This is a genomic window from Prochlorococcus sp. MIT 1341 (assembly GCF_034092415.1).
GTDB lineage: Bacteria > Cyanobacteriota > Cyanobacteriia > PCC-6307 > Cyanobiaceae > AG-363-P08.
Window position 1 is genome coordinate 1791322 of sequence record NZ_CP139304.1, and the last position, 18842, is coordinate 1810163.

Genomic DNA, 18842 nt, shown 5'->3' on the forward strand with positions numbered 1-18842 from the left:
TTGACTATCTCCAGAGGTAGGCCGACTAGTGCTTGGAAAAAATCTTTTAATTAGAAAATTTTGGGCAGGCAGGGCTTCAACTCTTGGAAATATTTTTGTTTTTAAGCTCGTTTGGGCTTTCAAGTTGGCTTCATAGATTGACTTAATTTCAATGAGGCCGGACGAGCTCTTCCACTGGCTGCCCATTCTTTGAGGGCATTGACTTGTTCGCTTGCAGTTTTTGAAAGTGGGATCAGCTGAGTTGCTGCGAGGATAAGGTCTGTCTCTTGCAACTCCCTTCGTTCTGCAAAAGCCAAGTGCATCGCTTCAATGACTGTTTGTTCGAGTTCGGCGCCAGAAAAACCTTCTGTTCTATCAACAACAGAATTAATAGGGAAAGAAAGGTTTGGCCTACGTTGACGGATATGCAACTTAAGGATGCTGTGACGCTCTTCACTTACTGGAAGATCAAGCATAAAAATTTCATCGAAACGACCTTTTCTTAAAAGCTCTCCTGGAAGTCGTTCAACTCCATTTGCTGTTGCGACAACAAATACTGCCGAAGTTTTTTCTGCCATCCAGGTCAAAACGTTTGCCAGTACTCTTTGACTGGTCCCGCCATCGCTTCGTGCATCGCCACCAAAGCCTTTGTCTATTTCATCAATCCACAAGACACACGGAGCCATTGCCTCAGCTCTCAAGATGGTCTCACGTGTCCTGGCTTCACTGGCACCGACTAGACCCGCGAAAAGTCTGCCAACGTCCAATCTAAGTAATGGCATTGACCAGCTGTGGGCTATTGCTTTAGCAGTAAGTGATTTGCCAGTTCCTTGAGGCCCTACCAATAAAACACCTCTTGGTAAAGGAAGTCCGAAGTGACGAGCTTCGTCTGAAAAAGCTTGATGACGCTGATCTAACCAGCCTTTTAAGGCGTCAAGACCGCCAATATCTGAAGGAGTTGCGGTTGTTGCGAAGTACTCCAGAACCTCACTACGGGCAACGGATTGCCGCTTTTCTTCCAAGACTTCGGCAAGGTCTTCTCTTCCTAATTGGCCTCGTTGAGCAAGTGCTCTTGCTGCGACTTGCCGAACCCTTGCTTCACTTAGCCCACTACATGCATGGGTTAGCTCCTCCAAAACTTCACTTTCTAAGCCTTCCCCACTTGCCAATGCGATCTTGCTGAGGAGTTCCCTGATCTCTATTTCTTGTGGAAGCGGGAGGTCTAGAATTGTCAGTGAATCATCTAACTCATTAGGTGGGTTCCACTGCCCAGAAGAAAGGACAACTGTATGGGGTTGTTGACGTAGGTGTCTTGATAGATTCCTGAGCATTCTTGCAATACCAGCGTCTTCGCAGAATTTGTGAAAATCTTTTACTAGAAGAATTGTTGGACTAGTTGATTGAAGTTTTTGGAGCCATTCCAAGACGACCATAGGTTGCTTAGAACCAAGGCCATCTGAGTTTGGAATTCCTTTTAGTCCTTCAATAAAGTCCCAAGTAGCAAGACGTCTCGGTTGAAGTCTCTTGGCAGCTTTTTCTAATAAGACTTCAACTCGTTCTTCTTCTGTGCTTCTTATCCAAAGCAAAGGAGTCCTTGCTCTTATAAGGAGATCTAGATGGTCATCCCAGCTTTTCATTTTGACTGAATTCTCTTAAGCGCATTCCATCGTGGATCAAGGGAGTCATTGTCGTGATTTGTCTGAGTGCGTAGCTCTGACTGTGTTGTATTTGTCTGGCTAGATAGACAAGGACCAGGACAGTTATCTCCACAATTATTTATAAGTGGCATTTGCAGACTCAACTGTTCAAATGCCCATCTTTCAGGGTCAAAGTTATCTTTAGGGTTGACAACCTCTAGCAAATCTTCAGCATTATCAAAAATATTTTTTGCGAGATTGTTATTCAAAACTTCATCTAATTGATCACTTACTAGGATTATCTCTTGTTCTTTTATTTCTATAGCCTTTTTGAATTCGTTTAAACAGCGGTCACAGGTTAGTAATAATTGAGTATTGATTTTGCATTTAATACTTATAGAGTCGCCTTTATATAAAGCCTCTACTTCGCCATCAATTGGGGTTATTGATTTAATTCCGTCAAAAAAACAATTGAATGCCCAGACTTTTGGGGAGGAAAGAATTTGCAATTCTTTGATGCTAATAGGCCCCAATCCTTCAATCATTTTCCACTTTTGGGTTCAAATGGAAGACGCTCGGAACCTTCAACAAGAGCAGGTGAAATTGAAGTAGAGTCTTGTTTTTTTGATAGCTGTTGGTCAAGAATGGTTTGAAGGTTGTCTGGTAGTGCTTCTTGACTAAGTAGGAAGGTCTGAACAGCCTGGAAGATGTTTGCAATAACCATGTATAGAAGTACTCCCGCGGGTAATGGGAAGAAAAGGAACATCCCTGTAATCATTACCGGAGTTATTTTGTTGGCTGTTGATTGTTGTGGATTGGCTGGCATACCTCGGCCAGAAAGCACTTGGGAAATTACTAGAGTTAGGCCGAACGCTCCAACAAGAGTTGCAATATCCCAATTAATGGAACCATCCACATAAAAACCGACTTGTCCAAGAGCCTTGATAAATAGGAAGCCACTTTTTGCTGCTAAACCTGGAATCTTTCCTTCAACCGTTGCATCCCCAGGGGATATTCCAGTTACTGTTCCATCTGAAGAGACTTTTACTAGGCCTTCGCCTTTAGTAACTTTCCAAGAAGGGGTGTAACTCTTGCCTCCTTCATATTTGGAAAGTAGGTTTTTAAAATTGTCTCCATCAAGTGTTTGTAGATTAATTTGAGCACTTTCACCGGTTCCTAGCTTGGTTCCTCCTGGAAGACTCGCTACGACTGGGAAGTGATCGCTTTCCGTAATAAAGATGGAATGTCTTGGACTGGTGAAGGGCTTTGGTTCAACTGCTGCTATTTGCTCAGAAGGAAGGACTTTGAAGTTAACTGCGTAAGGAACATCGGCGAAGGGTGAACCTCTAAGCGTTGCAAATAGAGCAAATAATATTGGCATTTGTACTAGTAGAGGAAGGCATCCTGCTAAAGGGCTGCCAAATTCTTTCATGAGGTTTCCTAACTCCTCTTGTTGTTTTTGAGGGTTATTTGCATATTTGGACTTGATTTCTGCTTGCCGCTTCTGCATTACCGGTTGGGCAATTTTCATCCGACGGGCACTTCGGATAGATCCAGCGCTTAAAGGAAAGAGTGCTAGGCGGATGACAATGGTGAGAGCGACAATTGCCAGGCCATAGCTATGGAACAATCCATAGAAGAAATCCAGTATCGGGATTAGCAAGTTGTCTGAAATGAACCCGATCACGATGTGTCTCTTAGGTGAATTGGAAAAGTACTGCCAGTTTGCAACAGCAATAGGCTGAATGACTAGTTTTTGGGATTAGCCCGCAAAGCCTTTTACCTCTTGAAGGGTATTTTGACTCTTTTTGGTACTTATTTGTTGAAGGATGTACTTCTCTGTATTCCTAAAGTTAGGTACCGAACGAATTTCTAGGCGGGACCCATCTTCTAAAACAAGAACCATGTCACCCCATGAGCCAAATCCCCTAGGTACAGAACGTAATTCCTTGACTTGGCTATAAACAACTTGTGTTTTGTCTCTACCAAGCCATCCTCCTGTAACAGAAACCCTCTTATTTGTAATTCTGAAGCGAAGCCATAAGGCTCTTACTAAGGCTCCAACTGTGAATGGGAGGCCAATCAGGGTTAATCCCGCCAAAAGATTAAGGATAAGATCTCCTCTTGCAGGCCCACCCTCATAGAAAGTCTCTTCGGTACTAGGTGTCATTGGATCAAACCTGCGGCGAAAAATAGCCTGTCACATTCTTCAAGTAGTTTTTTCTCTTGTTCATTCAATGAGTTTGGTTTCAGGCTTAGTAGCGCCCAATGCGAAGAATTATCTTGAGGATTTGTGAGCTTACCTCTGAGGTGGTTATGGAATAGTCGGCGCATGCGATTACGGATGACTGCTCTTTTGCTGACTTTGGTGCTTATAGCCACGGCTAATTGACACTTAGAGGTTGCTACTTTCCGATGATCAGGCTTAAGGAGATTCGGCTTTGCTTTGACAACTCTTAAAACCATGGAATTGCCATGAAATCTTTTACCTGTTTTGTTTAGGTGGTAAAAACAGCGATAACCCTTTAACCGCATTGATAAAGGCAAAACCATATTCAGCTGATTTGAATTTAGAAGAAGGCTTAGATCTATTGATTTTGTTGCACAATTTAAACCTATACGGCTAATCGGCTTCTCCCCCTTTTTCGGCGACTTCGAATGACTCTCCTGCCAGTATGGGTTCGCATACGCACCCTGAACCCAGAAACACGCTTCCGCTTTCTGCTGGTTCCACCTAAGGTCCTTTTAGTCATAAGAAATTCACCTGAACGAGTCTTTACTTAGGTTGATTAATTTATCAGTTCATTCGATATCGATATTCCAGCTGCCGAGATATCCAGCCATTGGTACATCCCCTGGGGCCTGTGCCAGGGCATTAAATTGATACATTCCAGAGCTGGCCGGATTGAAAATTTTCATCACTAGAGCGAAATGTCCCCCATCAGGTATTGGCTTGTCAGGGAAAATATCAATCTCTGATCGGTCTTTGGCTATTTCAAACACTGCAGGAATCTTTTCAATGCATTTTGTTCGTTTCAACATTCCACCAAGTTGAAGCTTGCATAGGCTCAATTTTTTAGGGTTTATCTTTGCATCGAAGTAATCAGGAACAGTGATGCTCAGTTTAAGGACGGCAGCATTGCGATCACGCTCTCTTAGAACTAAATAATAGGTTGCTCTATCCCTCTGCTTAGATGAGCTTTGCCAGTAATAGAGCTTTTTGTAGTTTTTACTTGCGTCCCAGCGAAATTCCATTAGGTTGCCAGCTTTTGCTTTTGAGTTTGGAAAACTATTTATTGTCATTCCAACTGCAATAAGTCCTGCACTAATACTTGCAAAAGCTATTTTTTTTCTGTTGAGGTTTATAAGGTTGTTAGGCATTGGATTCGAAGTGATTTAGGGGGCATGCAATTTGCCTCTTAGGTAATTCTCCTAAGAGGTTTGTTTTTAAGTAGAGGTTTTGGGACGGAGGTGGATCTGTCAGGGAGTGGAGGATCTGTCAGGACGAAGGATGGTTGCTTCTCCTAAGTAGGGGTGTTTGGGGGCGGTGTCGATTGGGAGCCAAGCATATGCCAGGATCCTTATGCATCGTCTTAGATCTCCTGGGACTGCCATTTGTTGGCAGTCAAGAAGAGCTATGTCATCCCAACCTTCTTGGCGTCTGGCTATGGATGCAGGAAAACATGCATTTAGATCTGCCGTAACTGAGAAGGTTATTGAGACAATTTGGTTAGGGGACAATTGGTTGCGATCTATCAATTCGCTTACAAGTTCTTGGACTGCGGTTTCGATGGCTTTGATTGTGTTGGATTTGCAGGTTGTTGCACCGCGTAAACCTCGAAGTTTTAATTCATCTTGTTGGCCTGCCATCTTCATGGATTGAAGAGCCAAAGGACTTCTGTGCCACTAGTTAATTCCATAGAAAGCAAATTAAAGAGTTTTGAAAAGAAATGGTTCCCTGGGATTAGGCCAGAAAGTCTTTTCTTTGGACTTCCTATGTTCACAGTGCGAGCTTTTTCTTCATCAAGATCAGCGAGTTTGGCGGCCAGTTTTCTGGCATCCTCTTCATCCCCAAGAGCATCTATCAAGCCCAGATCTTTTGCTTGAGCACCACTGAAGACTCTCCCATCAGCAAATTTTTTAACTTCTGATGCACTAAGCCCTCGGCCTTCTGAAACAGCAGTTACAAATTGTTCATAACTGCTGTCAATTAGCTCTTGAAGTAAATTTCTTTCTTCATCTGATAGTGGGCGATCAGGAGAAAGGATGTCTTTGTAGGCTCCGCTTTTGACAGTCTCAAAGCGAATTCCAATCTTCTCGAGCAATTTAGAGAGGTTGTTCCCACGCAGAATCACCCCAATGGAACCAGTTATCGTTCCTGCGTTTGAAACGATTTTTTCTGCTGCTACACCGACATAAACTCCTCCTGATGCAGAAATGTTGCCAAAACTTGCAACAACATGACAGCCCTTTTCTCTCAATCTGACCAGAGCGGAATGGATCTCTTGACTATCCCCGACCGTCCCTCCAGGGCTGTCGATTCGAAGCAACAATGCAGGGAATTCCCTTTCCTCTACTTGCTTAATAGCTTTCAGAAACCATTTGCGGGTAGAACTGGTAATTGGTCCTTCAATGCTGATACGCGCCATCTTTCTGCGAGATTTGCGGCGCAATGGCCAGAACATTTTGTTTTTGCGAGTGTCATCGGATCTTAAAAAGGACTCAGCATGTTGCATTTATGTTTTTAATTCGGCATTGGTTATTAATGGTTCTTCCTTTTGCACTTTGGGGGACTGCCATGGCTGCAATGGCCCCACTTGTGGAAACAGGAGGGCCTTTATTAGTAGCTTCTTTGCGCCTTTTGCCAGCTGGTATAACCATTCTTGCAGCTTTGCCATTTTTGGGTAGGAGTTGGGTTGTCTCTTCTGCCGATTGGGGTTGGTTTTTACTCTTCACTCTTATTGATGCCAGTTTGTTTCAAATCTTTCTAGCGAAAGGTCTTTCTGAAACTGGGGCGGGATTGGGTTCGGTTTTGATTGACTCTCAACCTCTTTTGGTCGCTCTTTTCGCTAGAAGCCTTTTCGGAGAAGCAATTAACCCGATCGGCTGGTTTGGTTTAGTGATTGGTTTAGTTGGGATTGTTTGTTTGGGAATCCCTCCAGCTTTGCTCAAAGAATGGTGGCTTTTAGGTGAGACATCTACGATTCAATCGTTAACTACGAATGGGGAAGCCTGGATGCTGGGAGCAGCCATTGCAATGGCTTGTGGCACTGTTTTGATTCGTTTTGCTTGTAAAGAAAGTGATCCGGTTGCAGTTACTGGCTGGCACATGGTTTTGGGAAGTATTCCACTTATTGGTTGGCATTTAGTTGAAAAAACTTGGCCAATAGTTCCAAATTGGACCGTCTTAGATTGGGGGTTGATGACATATGCAAGTTTGTTTGGGAGTGCAATTGCGTATGGCTTGTTTTTTTGGTTTGCAAGTAAAGAAGAGTTAACAAGTTTTAGTACTCTTGCTTTTCTGACGCCTGTTTTTGCATTGGCATCAGGTGGATTTTGGTTAGGAGAAAGACTTGAATTTCTTCAGTGGATAGGAGTTGGCTTGGTTTTGATATCGGTTGTTTTAGTTAGCCAACGAAGGCGTTTTTGGGAACCTAGTTGGAATGATTCAACCCTTTCTCAGGAAGGGCAAGATCCATGAAGAGGGAGTCAGCATTGAACCTCGTTTTGGTAAGCACTCCTGTGGGTTGTCTTGGTAGTGGGAGAGGCGGTGGGGTCGAACTTACAATTGCTTCTCTTACGAAAGGGCTTTTAGAGCTAGGGCATCAAATCACTTTGGTTGCCCCAAAGGGCTCAGTCCTGCCTTCAGGCTGCTCAGGGGTTGATTTAAGAGAAGTTGAGGGGGTTGATCAACCTAGTTGGCAACGACGCAAATTTGAGGGACCAGCCTTGATACCTCCTAGAGGAGTTCTCCCGGGACTTTGGGCTGATGCACTTGATTTAGGGGGTAAAGCAGATGCAGTAATTAATTTTGGGTATGACTGGCTACCGATCTGGCTGACAAAGAGAGTCGTCCCTCGCTTGTTTCATTTGATAAGTATGGGTGGTGTTTCAGAAATCATGCAAGATTTAATCGGTGAAGTTGCTATATCAGCACCTTCTCGATTTGCTTTTCACACTCATCGGCAAGCGGCTGATTTTTCATTGATTCAAGAGCCTATTGTTGTTGGAAATGGGTTTGATTTGGGAAGTTATGAATTTCAATCGAGTCCTAAAGGTCCATTGGGTTGGGTTGGACGAGTTTCCCCAGAGAAGGGACTTGAAGATGCAGCAGCAGTAGCAGCAGCTTTAGATGATCGATTATTGGTATGGGGAGTTATCGATGATCCTGCGTATGCAAAGCGTGTTGAGGAATCTGTCCCAACTGGAACAATAGAGTGGATGGGGTTTTTCCCGACCTCAGTTTTACAGCTTCAACTAGGTGCTTGTAGAGCTTTAATTAATACTCCTAAGTGGAATGAGGCATATGGCAATGTGATTGTTGAGGCAATGGCGTGTGGTGTCCCTGTTGTTGCTTATGACAGAGGAGGCCCAGGAGAGTTGATTGTTTCAGGCCTTACAGGTTGGCTGGTTCCGCCTAATGATTTAGATGAATTGATTTCGGCAACAACGCGAGTGGATCAAATTGATCGAAAAAAGTGTAGAAAGTGGGCTGAAGAGCATGCCTCGCTGGATATTTTTGCAAGTCTTGTTGAGCAGTGGATTCGATCAGGCATTACTGCTGAGGCGATAGGTAAGGGCCCTGAAGAATTCTTCTCTTAATTACTCATTGAAGTTGAAAGTTTCACCACAAAAAAGAAATAGAACCATATGGCTAATCCTGGCTATTGGGATTGTGCTCTTCCTTTGGCAGTTGGGGTCAACAGGATTGGTTGATGAGACCCCACCTCTTTTTGCTTCGGCAGCAAGAGCAATGGCAAAAACAGGAGATTGGCTTACTCCAAGAGTTAATGGATTACCTCGTTATGACAAGCCTCCTTTGGTTTATTGGTTTATGGCATTTTTTTATGGATTGCCTGGGCATATTCATTGGGATCCTTTAGGTACTTGGGCAGCAAGACTTCCATCTGCCTTGTCAACGTTGGCGTTGATGTGTGCACTAGGCGATACGGTTATGAGGTGGCCTCAACCTGGAGATAAACACCCGAGAAGGACTGGAGTTGTAGTTGCTTTGGCTTTCGGGCTTTCTCCATTGGTTCTTTTATGGAGTAGGACAGCAGTTAGTGATCCCCTTCTTTGCTGCACACTTGGCCTCAGTCTCTTGATTCATTGGAGGCGTTATGCATTTAAGACAAGTCATCCTTGGTGGCTGGCTTGGGCATTTTTGGGGTTAGCAGTTTTAACAAAGGGTCCAGTTGCTGTGATTTTGACTGGGCTAGTACTGCTTGTCTTTGGTTGCTTACAAAAAGATCTTGGGAGGCTTTGGAAGATAACTCAGCCTTGCAGAGGACTTTTAGTTACTTTATGCATATCATTGCCTTGGTATTTGGCGGAGTTGATTGTTGAGGGAGAGCCTTTCTGGAAAAGTTTCTTTGGGTATCACAATTTTCAGAGGTTTACAAGCGTTGTTAATAGCCATCTTCAACCATGGTGGTTTTTTATTCCTATGATGCTCCTAGCATCTTTGCCTTTTACTCCTTTCTTAATTTATGGTTTGTTTCGTTCTAGTTCTTCCAGGCACTTTGACAAGGTAGAAAATAATTTAGATCCGCCAAATTCACTAAATAATTTTGCTAAGGCATGGCTTCTATCTATACTATTATTTTTTACTTTTGCCGCAACCAAGTTACCTAGCTATTGGTTGCCAGCAACTCCCGCTGCTGCCTTGTTGGTTGGCCTTTGCTCCACGTTATCTTTTAAACAATTTAAAGCTATTAGATATGCCTGGACTTTTACTATTTTAATTCTTATTCTTCTATCTATAATTCTTCTTGTTTCAGCTGATTGGATACAGTTTATTAGTGATCCTGAGATGCCGAGCTTGGGATCGGAAATTGTAAAAAGTGGACTCGCTTTAAGAGGAGCATTGATTTTTTCACTTGCAAGTGCATTCGGGATTATTGCGATATTGCGATACGAGTCTATTGGTTTGTTGCCAATTCAATTGATGCTGATGATATTTTCTCTTACTACGCTCGTACCTTTGTGGTCATTAGGAGACGATTTGCGTCATTTCCCAGTTCGCAAATCTGCTGAGATTCTAGTCAAAAAGAATAAATCTTCTGAGCCTTTTGCAATGGTTGGAGTTATGAAACCATCCTTGCATTTTTATACTGGGAAAGTTGTGATATATGAAGGAAGATCTCCTCAGGCTCTTGTTAATTTAGAAGATCGTATAAGAAATGAAAGAAGAGATGAATCTCCTCCTAAGATCTCATTTTCTAAGAAAGACATAAAAACTATTTTGATGGTAATTGATAAGAAGACTTCGGAGATGAGTTACTGGGTAGGATTAAGGCATGAAGTCCTCGGGGAAATTGGTATATATAGGATATGGCGCGTTGAATTGGAGAGCTTGAGTGCCAGAGCAAATAAGTTAAAGGCTGCTGGAACAAGTCCTGACTGGATGAATCCTAGACCCGAGAGGTATTGAAAAATATGACTTCATTTCTTGAATTACTTGGGTTAATCTTATGGAATTAATTATTTTTTTCCTTGAGCTCCTTTTGTTTACAAAAACAACACTTTCCCCATATCTCTAATTCTCCAGCTGAAGAAGGATTGCCACATAAATTACATTTTGCTATTCCATGTACATCAATTCTGCTGGGGTGGCGAGCCCAGACCTTTAATTCACTATCTGTAGTTTTGTACTCTCTTGGGTGATGTTGCTGAATTTTTAGGACTCTAACTTTGTGCCCAGCGGCTTTAAGAGCCGCTAGTAGTTGGGGACGGTTGTATAGAAGTGCTTGACGCCATTGGGGATGGCTAGCCCCAATTATTAGTACTCCGCGTTGGAGGCTGACAGGAGAGCAATTGCTCGAAAGTTGCGGTCCTGCAATAACTTTCCAGTCATTTAAAAGCCCTGCCAAACTACCTTTTTTTTGCCAAGTTTTTTGAAGACCTTCCAGGCAAGATCCAAGTGCTGAAGCTGGTTCTTGGTTTGCTCTCATTCGTTGCGGATGATTGGCCTTTGGATTTGCGACCTAATTCATTTTCACAATCTAGGTGGAGGATCTCTGAAGTGTCGCTAGTCTCCTTAAGGCTTTATATATGCCTCAATGGGCTTCTTTGACAGGTTTAGTCGTTTAATTCGTGCCAATCTCAATGACTTAGTGAGTAAGGCTGAGGATCCTGTAAAGATCCTTGATCAGTCTGTAGCAGACATGCAGACTGATTTAGTAAAGCTAAGGCAGGCAGTTGCCATGGCCATCTCAAGCCAAAAAAGATTGCTTAGCCAGGCCCAGCATGCTGAGAATCAAGTTAAAACTTGGTATGAACGAGCAGAACTTGCAATCCAAAAGGATTCAGAGGATTTAGCAAAAGAAGCCTTGACTCGTCGTAAGACTTTTCAAGAAACAGCGACTTCTTTGAGGAATCAACTAAAGGCACAAGAAGGACAGGTTGATTTGCTGAAGAGAAGTTTGGTTGCCTTAGAAGGCAAGATCGCTGAGGCAAAAACCAAAAAGGATATGTTAAAGGCCAGAGCCCAAGCGGCTAAGGCTCAGCAACAGCTCCAAAGTGCTGTCGGTACTTTGGGTACTGGTTCTGCTATGGAGGCCTTTGAGCGAATGGAAGATAAGGTTCAAGCATTGGAAGCCACCAGTCAGGCATCAGCAGAGTTGGCAGGAGCTGATTTAGAGAGCCAATTTGCAGCTCTTGAGGGGGGTGATGATTTAGATGATGAGTTAAATACTCTTCGGAGAAAGCTAAAGAGTGGCGCTGAAGCGGTTGCCTTGCCTGCAGTTGATACAAATGAGGAAGATAAGGATTCTTTGATCTCTTCGGAAGAAATTGAGCAGGTAAAAGTTACGGAGGTAGATGCTGAACTAGAAGAATTAAAGAAATCAATTGAAAATTAGCTTTGATTATCCTTTTACTTAGATGAATACTTCCAGGCGTCTTAGCAAACTTGGGAGAGGAGTATTTGCAAGAAATGATCAACGTAAAAATATTTATCGTAATGCGAAGACCAAATTAGGTATGCCTAATTTGGTTGACCTTTCACTTGGATCAACAGATTTGTTGCCCCCTTCAAGTGTTTTAGACGAGATTGCTCGAAATTTAGAAAACCCTGATAGTTCTGCATATTGCTTACATGCAGATACAAGGCCTTTTAGGGAAGCTGTCACTTCTTGGGTTGCGCGTCGTTTTGATGTTGAAGTTGATCCAGATAAGGAGGTTTTACTTTTATTGGGGTCTCAAGATGGCACCGCACATTTACCACTCGCGACAATGAACTCAGGGGACATGGGATTGATTATGGACCCCTCCTACCCGTCTCATCGAGGAGGCCTTTTGCTTGCCGATGCCAAAATCCAATACTTAAAGCTAAATCCAGAAAACAATTGGAAACCAGAATTTAATTCCTTGAGAAAAAGTGATTTAGAGCGTATGAAAATGATGGTTTTAGGCTTTCCTCATAATCCAACAGCTTGTGTCGGAGAACAGATTTGGTTGGATGAAGCATTGGCCTTAGGAGTTAGGCATGACTTCATAGTCGCGCATGACAATCCTTATGTGGATCTTGCGCTGGAAGGAGAGGCTCCTGCTCTGCTGAGATCTGATGGATGGCGAAAAAGAGGGATAGAGTTTTTTTCGTTTTCTAAGGCTTGGTGTATGGGTGGCTTCCGGATAGCTTTTGCAGTCGGGGCTGAGCCTTTGATCACGGCACTTAGAGATTTAAAAGGGGTCGTTGATTTCAACCATTCATTAGCGGTCCAACGGGGAGCAATAGTGGCATTGACGCATGCTGCTAATTGGCCTAGTCAGATGATTGAGGTTTACAGGGAACGAAGAGATAGGACAATGCTTGCATTAAAAAAATTGGGTTGGGATCTGCCCTCCCCTTCAATGGCAATTTATTTGTGGCTTCCAGTTCCATTATGGGCACGAGATCGAGGGGTTAAGGATGAAGATTTGGCTGCTGGGCTTCTAGAGAGGACAGGGGTTGCTCTTACCCCAGGCTCTGGATTTGGTGAAGGGGGGTTGGGTTGGCTACGACTAGCACTTGTTAGACCCGTAGATGAATTGGAGGAAGCAGTCGGTCGAATGAAACTATGGTGGCAAAGTGAGAGTTGAATCTGTTGGTCGAGCTGCTGCAGTAAGTCGCTTATTGAAGAAGAGTTCTCCTTCAAATTTCTTGTGGGATTTGCGTTGTAAATCAGTGTGTTCAAGTACTGAGTTGGTTCTTTCTAGATGGCTGAAAGAAAAGCCATATTTAGAAAATTCTAGATTTCCTCGTGCAGTTTTAGCATTGCAGCAGCGTCATGGGAAAGGCCAGTATGGACGTGAATGGCAATCATCCCGGGGAGGTGTATGGATCAGTGCTGCTTTCCCTTGGTTTTATGAGAAAAAATATGCTGGAATACTAGGCTTGGCAGTGGCTTTTGCATTAGTTGAAAGGATTGAAAAATATGATTTACCGGTCAAGATTAAGTGGCCAAATGATTTAGTTGTTGGAGAAAAGAAGCTTGCCGGAATTCTACCAGGCTTGATATACCGTGGTAATGATGTGCGATTTGCCCGGATAGGTTTAGGCTTAAATGTTTATAATAATGTTCCTTTCGAAGGAGTAGCACTTAGGCGTTTAATTGGTCCAGGTAAGAGTCGATTGAATCCATGGATCGTGGAAACCCTATTTGCTTTTGAAAGAGCAATGTCTTTTTCTCATCAGATCGATTGGTTGTGTGATCAAATTGCACAAAGACTTTGGGCAAAAGAGTTTTTAGATAGGGCCTCGGGAGAGGCTTGGCGTATTAATGGCATTTCAAGTGATGGGGGGTTAAAAGTATTGAATTCTTTAGGTGAAATAGTATTGAGGCGTTGAGAAAAAATGCAACTAATAGGAAGTTTAACTAGCTAATTATTTTTCCATCTTTAAAACGAACAATTCTCTTTGCCCTTGAAGCAACTTCATCTTCGTGGGTTACAAGAACTAAAGTTATTCCTTGAGAATGAAGCTCTTCAAAAAGATTGAGGACATCCTCTGTAGTCTTTGAATCTAATGCCCCGGTTGGTTCGTCTGCCAGTAGTAATGAAGGCTGATTGATAATTGCTCTGGCGATGGCAACGCGTTGTTGCTGACCACCGGATAGCTGATTAGGTCTATTGTCCATCCTTTCTGAAAGACCTACCTTTAACAGTGCTTCTTGTGCCCGCTTTTGTCTCCTTTGTACAGGGACTCCGGCATAAGTCATTGGCAAGATTACGTTTTCAAGAGCAGTTAGTTGTGGGAGAAGGTGGAATTGTTGAAAAACAAAACCAAGTTTTTGATTACGTATATCTGCTAGGGAGTCGTCATCAAGATCTTCGATGGAGATTCCATTTAGTTGGTAATTGCCAGTTGTTGGCCGATCTAGACAACCTAGAATATTCATCGCAGTACTTTTGCCTGATCCGCTTGCTCCCATTACGGCAAGAAAGTCTCCATGATTAACGGTTAGATTTAAACGGTCTAATGCTTTAACTTCTGCATTCCCATCCCCATAGATCTTGCTTACCTCCAATAAGGAGGCTACTGGATTGGTACTTTCTTTCTCTTTAGCCAAGGAATTGTTGATTAGTGAGAGCAATTGAGTCTTGCAAGAGAGGTGTTCCTGCTACGGCATTATTGGCCCATTGAAAAATTGGGTTGGAAAACACTCCACCTATTGCAGTAACAAGAACACAACTAATTAAGGCAAACCTTAGGGCAGGGATGCCAAGCATTTGCAAGTTGATTGTTGGGTAGAATTTAACTATTTCAGAGGCTTCCTGTGGTTCTTTTACTACCATCATCTTGATTACAGATATGTAGTAGTAAATGGAGATAACTGATGTAACTAAACCTACTACAACAAGTAAGTATTGATGACTGGCCCAACCTGCAAAGAAAAGATAGATTTTGCCAAAGAAGCCAATCATTGGAGGGATCCCCCCTAGAGACAATAAACACAAACTAAGCCCAAGAGTTATTAGTGGATCTTTCTGATAAAGACCTGCATAGTCAGCAATTCTGTCACTACCTGTCTTAATAGAGAAAAGTATTATGCATGCAAATGCACCAAGGTTCATAAATAAGTAAGCGGCCATATATAACACCATTGCTGCAAAACCATCTTCAGTCCCACATACCAGTCCAATCATTACGAAGCCTGCTTGCCCGATAGAGCTGTAAGCAAGCATTCTTTTCATGGATGTTTGAGCTAGAGCAACAACATTTCCTAATGTCATGCTTAGAACAGCAAGGACAGTGAACAGAAGTTTCCATTGCTCGTCAAATGCACTAAAACAGCCGATCAATAATCGGAGGGCTAGTGCAAACCCTGCAGCTTTAGAACCTACCGACAGGAACGCCACGACGGGAGTAGGAGAGCCTTCGTATACGTCAGGGGTCCATTGGTGAAAGGGGACTGCTGCAATTTTGAATGCAACGGTGGCAAGGACGAAAACTAGGGCAATTGCTGAGAGAGGTGTGGGGCTTGTTAGAAGAGCTAGTCCAATCCCCTGGATGCTTGTGGTCCCACTTATTCCATAGAGAAGTGAGGCCCCGTAAAGGAAAACTGCAGCTGCAGCTGAGCCCACAAGTAAGTATTTCAGGGCGGCTTCAGAGCTGCGAGCGTCTCTTTTCATGTACCCCGAAAGAAGATAACTCGCAACGGAGAGTGTTTCTAGAGACACAAAAACGCTGACGAGATCTGTTGAACCACATAGCAACATCGCTCCAAGGGTTGCTGCGAGGAGGATGGCTGCATATTCACCCACAGGGCTTCCGCTTTGCTCTGCATATCTCCAACTAATTAGAAGCGAAATTAGTGTTGATAGAGCAACTATTCCCCGAAAGGATATTGCGAGCTTATCGGCAACGAAGGCTCCTAAAAAAGATGGTTCAAGAGGTATATCCCATTGCCGAACGAGAAGAAGAAGAGCAATTGTCAGGCTTACGTAACAAATGGGCGGGGCCCAACGTGCGGCAGCTTTCTCTCCTGCAAGGTCCACTATTAGCGTTCCCAGCAAGGCTATGAGAACAACTCCCTCAGGAGCCACTGCGCCAGCATTGAGGCCAAGATTGAGCAGGTCTGCCGGCGCTGGAAGGGCCTGGGTGGAAAGAAGTAATGCACCCATTTCGGGCATGTCGAGCGCAGTATTGGATAATTAACTTCAACTTTAGCGGTGCAAGAAAATCAAACCTTTCGTAACGGCTTTATTTACGGAGTTTGACTTCTGGTGCGATAAAGATTGAGAAGGTTACCTTTTTTAAGTGTGGTGCATACCCTCGTCATTGTTGAGAGCCCTACTAAGGCGAAGACTATTAGAGCCTTCCTGCCTAAGGATTTTGTTGTTGAGGCCTCTATGGGACACGTTAGAGATCTTCCAAACAACGCCAGTGAGATCCCAGCAGCTAAGAAAAGTGAGAAGTGGGCGAAGATTGGTGTAGATACAACCAAGGATTTTCAGCCTCTTTACGTTGTTCCAAAAGACAAGAAGAAAATTGTTAAGGAGTTGAAAACGGCTTTAAAAGGAGCAGACCGCTTGCTCTTGGCGACTGACGAAGATCGGGAAGGTGAAAGCATTAGCTGGCATCTTTTGCAGCTTCTTGACCCAAAGATTCCAGTTAAACGGATGGTTTTTCATGAAATAACCAAAGAAGCTATTTCAAGTGCTCTTCAAAAGACACGAGATTTGGATATGGAGTTGGTACATGCGCAGGAAACAAGGAGGATCCTTGACCGTCTAGTTGGCTATACCCTTTCGCCACTTTTGTGGAAGAAAGTTGCTTGGGGACTTTCCGCAGGTCGTGTGCAGTCCGTTGCCGTTAGATTGCTTGTAACAAGAGAAAGAGCAAGAAGAGCTTTTAGAAGTGGAAGCTATTGGGATTTAAAAGCCAAGCTTGGACATGCAAGCAATGTTTTTGAGGCCAAGCTCACTCATTTGGGTGGAAAAAAGATTGCTTCAGGTAACGATTTTGATCAGGCTACGGGTGCCTTGAAAGAAAATGTTTCTGCACTTTTGCTGCGTGAAAAAGAGGCTCAAAATCTTGTTAAAGAGATAAATAATGTCGCTTGGACTGTTAATTCTGTTGAAGAAAAACCCACTATTCGTAGACCAGTTCCACCATTTACTACTAGTACATTGCAACAAGACGCCAACCGCAAACTTCGGCTTTCTGCGAGGGAGACAATGCGTTGTGCTCAGGGTCTATATGAGCGTGGTTTTATTACTTACATGCGTACTGACTCCGTTAATCTTTCTGATCAGGCAATTAATGCTGCCAGGAATTGCGTTAAATCTTTATATGGTGACGAGTTTTTAAGTAAATCAGCAAGGCAGTTTAGTACTAAAGCAAGAAATGCACAGGAAGCTCATGAGGCAATTAGGCCGGCAGGAGAGGCCTTTCGTTCGCCAAATGAAACTGGGCTTAAGGGACGTGATTTATCCCTTTATGAATTGATTTGGAAAAGAACTGTTGCATGTCAAATGGCAGAAGCTCGTTTAACAATGTTGTCAGTTGACATTGCAGTTAGAGAGGCGAATTTTCGTGCAACTGGAAAGAGAATTGATTTCCCTGGGTTCTTCAGGGCTTATGTAGAAGGTAGTGATGATCCTGAAGCAGCTTTAGAGGGGCAAGAAGTTCTTCTCCCTGATTTAGTAGTAGGTGACTCCCCTAAGCCTATTGAAATCGAGGCTTTTGGACATCAGACCCAGCCTCCCGCACGTTTTAGTGAAGCTTCGTTGGTGAAGACTCTTGAGAAGGAGGGGATAGGAAGGCCTTCAACTTATGCAAGTATTATTGGGACTATTGTTGATAGAGGCTATGCAAATCTACAGAATAATTCTTTAACTCCGAGTTTTACAGCTTTCGCGGTGACTTCTCTTTTAGAAGAGCACTTCCCTGACTTGGTAGATACTAATTTTACTGCAAAGATGGAATTAACTCTAGATGAGATCTCAACCGGAAAAGTGGAATGGTTGCCTTATTTGGAGGGTTTTTATAAAGGAGATAAAGGATTAGAAAGTCAGGTTACCCAAAGGGAAGGAGATATTGATTCGGCTGTTTCTCGTACAATTAATCTAGAGGGTCTCCCATGCGTTGTTCGTATTGGCAGGTATGGAGCTTATTTAGAGTCGAAGCGTACAAATGATGAAGGAGAGGAGGAATTAATTAAGGCAAATATTCCCCAAGAGACGTCGCCTGCTGATTTGGATTCCGAAAAGGTTGAATTGATTATTAAGCAGAAGGCTGATGGCCCTGAATCTTTAGGTACAGACCCTGATAGTGGTGAGAAAGTGTTTTTGCTTTTTGGTCAGTATGGCCCTTATGTGCAAAGAGGTCAGGTTAGCAATGATAATCCAAAACCCAAAAAGTCTTCTCTTCCTAAAGGGCTTGCTCCTGAAAACTTAACGCTTGAAGAAGCTATTGGATTGTTACGTCTTCCGCGATTACTTGGGGAGCATCCTGATGGGGGGAAAGTACAAGCCGGCCAGGGCAGATTTGGACCATATGTTGTGTGGAATAAAGGTAAGGGTGAAAAACCTGACTATCGATCATTAAAAGCAGATGATGATGTATTGAGTGTGAGTTTTGATCGTGCAATTGAATTGTTAGCAATGCCAAAGCGTGGTAGGGGGGGAAGGACAGCTTTGAAAGATCTTGGAATTCCAGAAGGCGAGACAGATAACATTCAGGTTTATGACGGTCCTTATGGCCTTTATGTCAAGCAGGGGAAAGTAAATGCTTCTTTGCCTGAAGGGAAGAAGGCCGATGAAATCACTTTGTCGGAGGCAGTTGATTTAATTACAGCAAAGATGGCTAACAAGAAGGGACGTGGGGCTCCGAAAAAAGCGAAGAAGCCAGCAGCGAAGAAGCCAGCAGCGAAGAAGCCAGCAGCGAAGAAGCCAGCAGCGAAGAAGCCAGCAGCGAAGAAGCCAGCAGCGAAGAAGCCAGCAGTGAAGAAGCCAGCTTTAACGAAGACAGGTCGATTGAGAGCGAGTTCTGTGAGAGTCATAACACCTGGTAATACCTGA

At 43.4% G+C, this 18842-nt stretch carries 19 protein-coding genes; 7 read left to right on the forward strand and 12 right to left on the reverse strand.

The window, feature by feature from the left end; genetic code table 11:
* Positions 1-119: 119 nt before the first annotated feature.
* The 9 genes from SOI84_RS09205 to sppA all read right to left on the reverse strand — a co-directional run bounded on the left by SOI84_RS09205 (position 120) and on the right by sppA (position 6301).
* On the reverse strand, positions 120-1616 hold the full coding sequence (locus tag SOI84_RS09205) for an AAA family ATPase (RefSeq protein WP_320674229.1): 1497 nt from the start codon (positions 1614-1616) through the stop codon (positions 120-122).
* Complete coding sequence (locus tag SOI84_RS09210) at positions 1613-2161, reverse strand: DUF177 domain-containing protein (RefSeq protein ID WP_320674230.1); 549 nt, start codon at positions 2159-2161, stop codon at positions 1613-1615. The genes SOI84_RS09205 and SOI84_RS09210 overlap by 4 nt, the downstream gene beginning before the upstream one ends.
* Positions 2158-3303: a membrane protein insertase YidC gene (gene yidC / locus SOI84_RS09215; RefSeq protein WP_320674231.1), complete on the reverse strand. Its 1146-nt coding sequence runs from the start codon at positions 3301-3303 to the stop codon at positions 2158-2160. The genes SOI84_RS09210 and yidC overlap by 4 nt, the downstream gene beginning before the upstream one ends.
* A gap of 75 nt (positions 3304-3378) precedes the next feature.
* Complete coding sequence (locus tag SOI84_RS09220) at positions 3379-3786, reverse strand: PH domain-containing protein (RefSeq protein WP_320674232.1); 408 nt, start codon at positions 3784-3786, stop codon at positions 3379-3381.
* A complete protein-coding gene (locus tag SOI84_RS09225) occupies positions 3783-4169 on the reverse strand; it encodes a ribonuclease P protein component (RefSeq protein ID WP_320674233.1) in 387 nt (128 codons plus the stop codon). The genes SOI84_RS09220 and SOI84_RS09225 overlap by 4 nt, the downstream gene beginning before the upstream one ends.
* Before the next feature lie 62 nt (positions 4170-4231).
* Complete coding sequence (gene rpmH / locus SOI84_RS09230; protein WP_320674234.1) at positions 4232-4369, reverse strand: 50S ribosomal protein L34; 138 nt, start codon at positions 4367-4369, stop codon at positions 4232-4234.
* Positions 4370-4418: 49 nt separating this feature from the next.
* On the reverse strand, positions 4419-4997 hold the full coding sequence (locus SOI84_RS09235; protein WP_414153593.1) for a DUF2808 domain-containing protein: 579 nt from the start codon (positions 4995-4997) through the stop codon (positions 4419-4421).
* 99 nt (positions 4998-5096) lie between these two features.
* Positions 5097-5486 (reverse strand): chorismate mutase, encoded by a 390-nt coding sequence (gene aroH, locus SOI84_RS09240; RefSeq protein WP_320674235.1) that lies wholly within the window; start codon positions 5484-5486, stop codon positions 5097-5099.
* 2 nt (positions 5487-5488) lie between these two features.
* Positions 5489-6301: a signal peptide peptidase SppA gene (gene sppA, locus SOI84_RS09245; protein ID WP_320675449.1), complete on the reverse strand. Its 813-nt coding sequence runs from the start codon at positions 6299-6301 to the stop codon at positions 5489-5491.
* 53 nt (positions 6302-6354) lie between these two features.
* Here sppA and SOI84_RS09250 point away from each other — a divergent pair, with 53 nt between their 5' ends.
* The 3 genes from SOI84_RS09250 to SOI84_RS09260 are packed head-to-tail and all read left to right on the forward strand — an operon-like array spanning position 6355 to position 10269.
* On the forward strand, positions 6355-7317 hold the full coding sequence (locus tag SOI84_RS09250) for a DMT family transporter (RefSeq protein ID WP_320674236.1): 963 nt from the start codon (positions 6355-6357) through the stop codon (positions 7315-7317).
* The gene (locus SOI84_RS09255) at positions 7314-8438 is read left to right on the forward strand and encodes a glycosyltransferase family 4 protein (protein ID WP_320674237.1); all 1125 of its coding nucleotides are present in this window, start codon (positions 7314-7316) and stop codon (positions 8436-8438) included. Before SOI84_RS09250 ends, SOI84_RS09255 begins: the two co-directional genes overlap by 4 nt.
* A 13-nt stretch (positions 8439-8451) precedes the next feature.
* A complete protein-coding gene (locus SOI84_RS09260; protein WP_320674238.1) occupies positions 8452-10269 on the forward strand; it encodes a glycosyltransferase family 39 protein in 1818 nt (605 codons plus the stop codon).
* Between the two features lie 46 nt (positions 10270-10315).
* Here SOI84_RS09260 and SOI84_RS09265 read toward each other — a convergent pair whose 3' ends face one another.
* Positions 10316-10789, reverse strand: a complete 474-nt coding sequence (locus tag SOI84_RS09265) for a DciA family protein (protein WP_320674239.1) — start codon at positions 10787-10789, stop codon at positions 10316-10318.
* Positions 10790-10897: 108 nt separating this feature from the next.
* Here SOI84_RS09265 and SOI84_RS09270 point away from each other — a divergent pair, with 108 nt between their 5' ends.
* The 3 genes from SOI84_RS09270 to SOI84_RS09280 are packed head-to-tail and all read left to right on the forward strand — an operon-like array spanning position 10898 to position 13665.
* Entirely contained in the window at positions 10898-11698 is an 801-nt protein-coding gene (locus SOI84_RS09270; protein ID WP_320674240.1) for a PspA/IM30 family protein, read from the forward strand.
* A 22-nt stretch (positions 11699-11720) separates the two neighbouring features.
* Positions 11721-12917 (forward strand): aminotransferase class I/II-fold pyridoxal phosphate-dependent enzyme, encoded by a 1197-nt coding sequence (locus tag SOI84_RS09275; RefSeq protein WP_320674241.1) that lies wholly within the window; start codon positions 11721-11723, stop codon positions 12915-12917.
* Positions 12907-13665: a biotin--[acetyl-CoA-carboxylase] ligase gene (locus SOI84_RS09280; protein ID WP_320674242.1), complete on the forward strand. Its 759-nt coding sequence runs from the start codon at positions 12907-12909 to the stop codon at positions 13663-13665. Before SOI84_RS09275 ends, SOI84_RS09280 begins: the two co-directional genes overlap by 11 nt.
* 28 nt (positions 13666-13693) lie before the next feature.
* On the opposite strand, the gene SOI84_RS09285 is transcribed toward SOI84_RS09280, so the two are convergent.
* The gene (locus SOI84_RS09285; RefSeq protein ID WP_320674243.1) at positions 13694-14386 is read right to left on the reverse strand and encodes an ABC transporter ATP-binding protein; all 693 of its coding nucleotides are present in this window, start codon (positions 14384-14386) and stop codon (positions 13694-13696) included.
* Positions 14379-15950, reverse strand: a complete 1572-nt coding sequence (locus SOI84_RS09290) for an NAD(P)H-quinone oxidoreductase subunit N (protein ID WP_320674244.1) — start codon at positions 15948-15950, stop codon at positions 14379-14381. The genes SOI84_RS09285 and SOI84_RS09290 overlap by 8 nt, the downstream gene beginning before the upstream one ends.
* A 129-nt stretch (positions 15951-16079) precedes the next feature.
* Here SOI84_RS09290 and topA point away from each other — a divergent pair, with 129 nt between their 5' ends.
* Positions 16080-18842, forward strand: a complete 2763-nt coding sequence (gene topA, locus SOI84_RS09295; RefSeq protein WP_320674245.1) for a type I DNA topoisomerase — start codon at positions 16080-16082, stop codon at positions 18840-18842.

Coding starts and splice junctions, on each gene's coding strand:
- sppA (WP_320675449.1), bottom strand. CDS start 6,301: ATGTTCTGGCCATTGCGCCGCAAATCTCGCAGAAAGATGGCGCGTATC.
- SOI84_RS09205 (WP_320674229.1), bottom strand. CDS start 1,616: ATGAAAAGCTGGGATGACCATCTAGATCTCCTTATAAGAGCAAGGACT.
- SOI84_RS09220 (WP_320674232.1), bottom strand. CDS start 3,786: ATGACACCTAGTACCGAAGAGACTTTCTATGAGGGTGGGCCTGCAAGA.
- SOI84_RS09210 (WP_320674230.1), bottom strand. CDS start 2,161: ATGATTGAAGGATTGGGGCCTATTAGCATCAAAGAATTGCAAATTCTT.
- SOI84_RS09235 (WP_414153593.1), bottom strand. CDS start 4,997: ATGCCTAACAACCTTATAAACCTCAACAGAAAAAAAATAGCTTTTGCA.
- SOI84_RS09275 (WP_320674241.1), top strand. CDS start 11,721: ATGAATACTTCCAGGCGTCTTAGCAAACTTGGGAGAGGAGTATTTGCA.
- SOI84_RS09225 (WP_320674233.1), bottom strand. CDS start 4,169: ATGGTTTTGCCTTTATCAATGCGGTTAAAGGGTTATCGCTGTTTTTAC.
- SOI84_RS09255 (WP_320674237.1), top strand. CDS start 7,314: ATGAAGAGGGAGTCAGCATTGAACCTCGTTTTGGTAAGCACTCCTGTG.
- rpmH (WP_320674234.1), bottom strand. CDS start 4,369: ATGACTAAAAGGACCTTAGGTGGAACCAGCAGAAAGCGGAAGCGTGTT.
- SOI84_RS09270 (WP_320674240.1), top strand. CDS start 10,898: ATGGGCTTCTTTGACAGGTTTAGTCGTTTAATTCGTGCCAATCTCAAT.
- SOI84_RS09250 (WP_320674236.1), top strand. CDS start 6,355: ATGTTTTTAATTCGGCATTGGTTATTAATGGTTCTTCCTTTTGCACTT.
- SOI84_RS09290 (WP_320674244.1), bottom strand. CDS start 15,950: ATGCCCGAAATGGGTGCATTACTTCTTTCCACCCAGGCCCTTCCAGCG.
- aroH (WP_320674235.1), bottom strand. CDS start 5,486: ATGGCAGGCCAACAAGATGAATTAAAACTTCGAGGTTTACGCGGTGCA.
- SOI84_RS09265 (WP_320674239.1), bottom strand. CDS start 10,789: ATGAGAGCAAACCAAGAACCAGCTTCAGCACTTGGATCTTGCCTGGAA.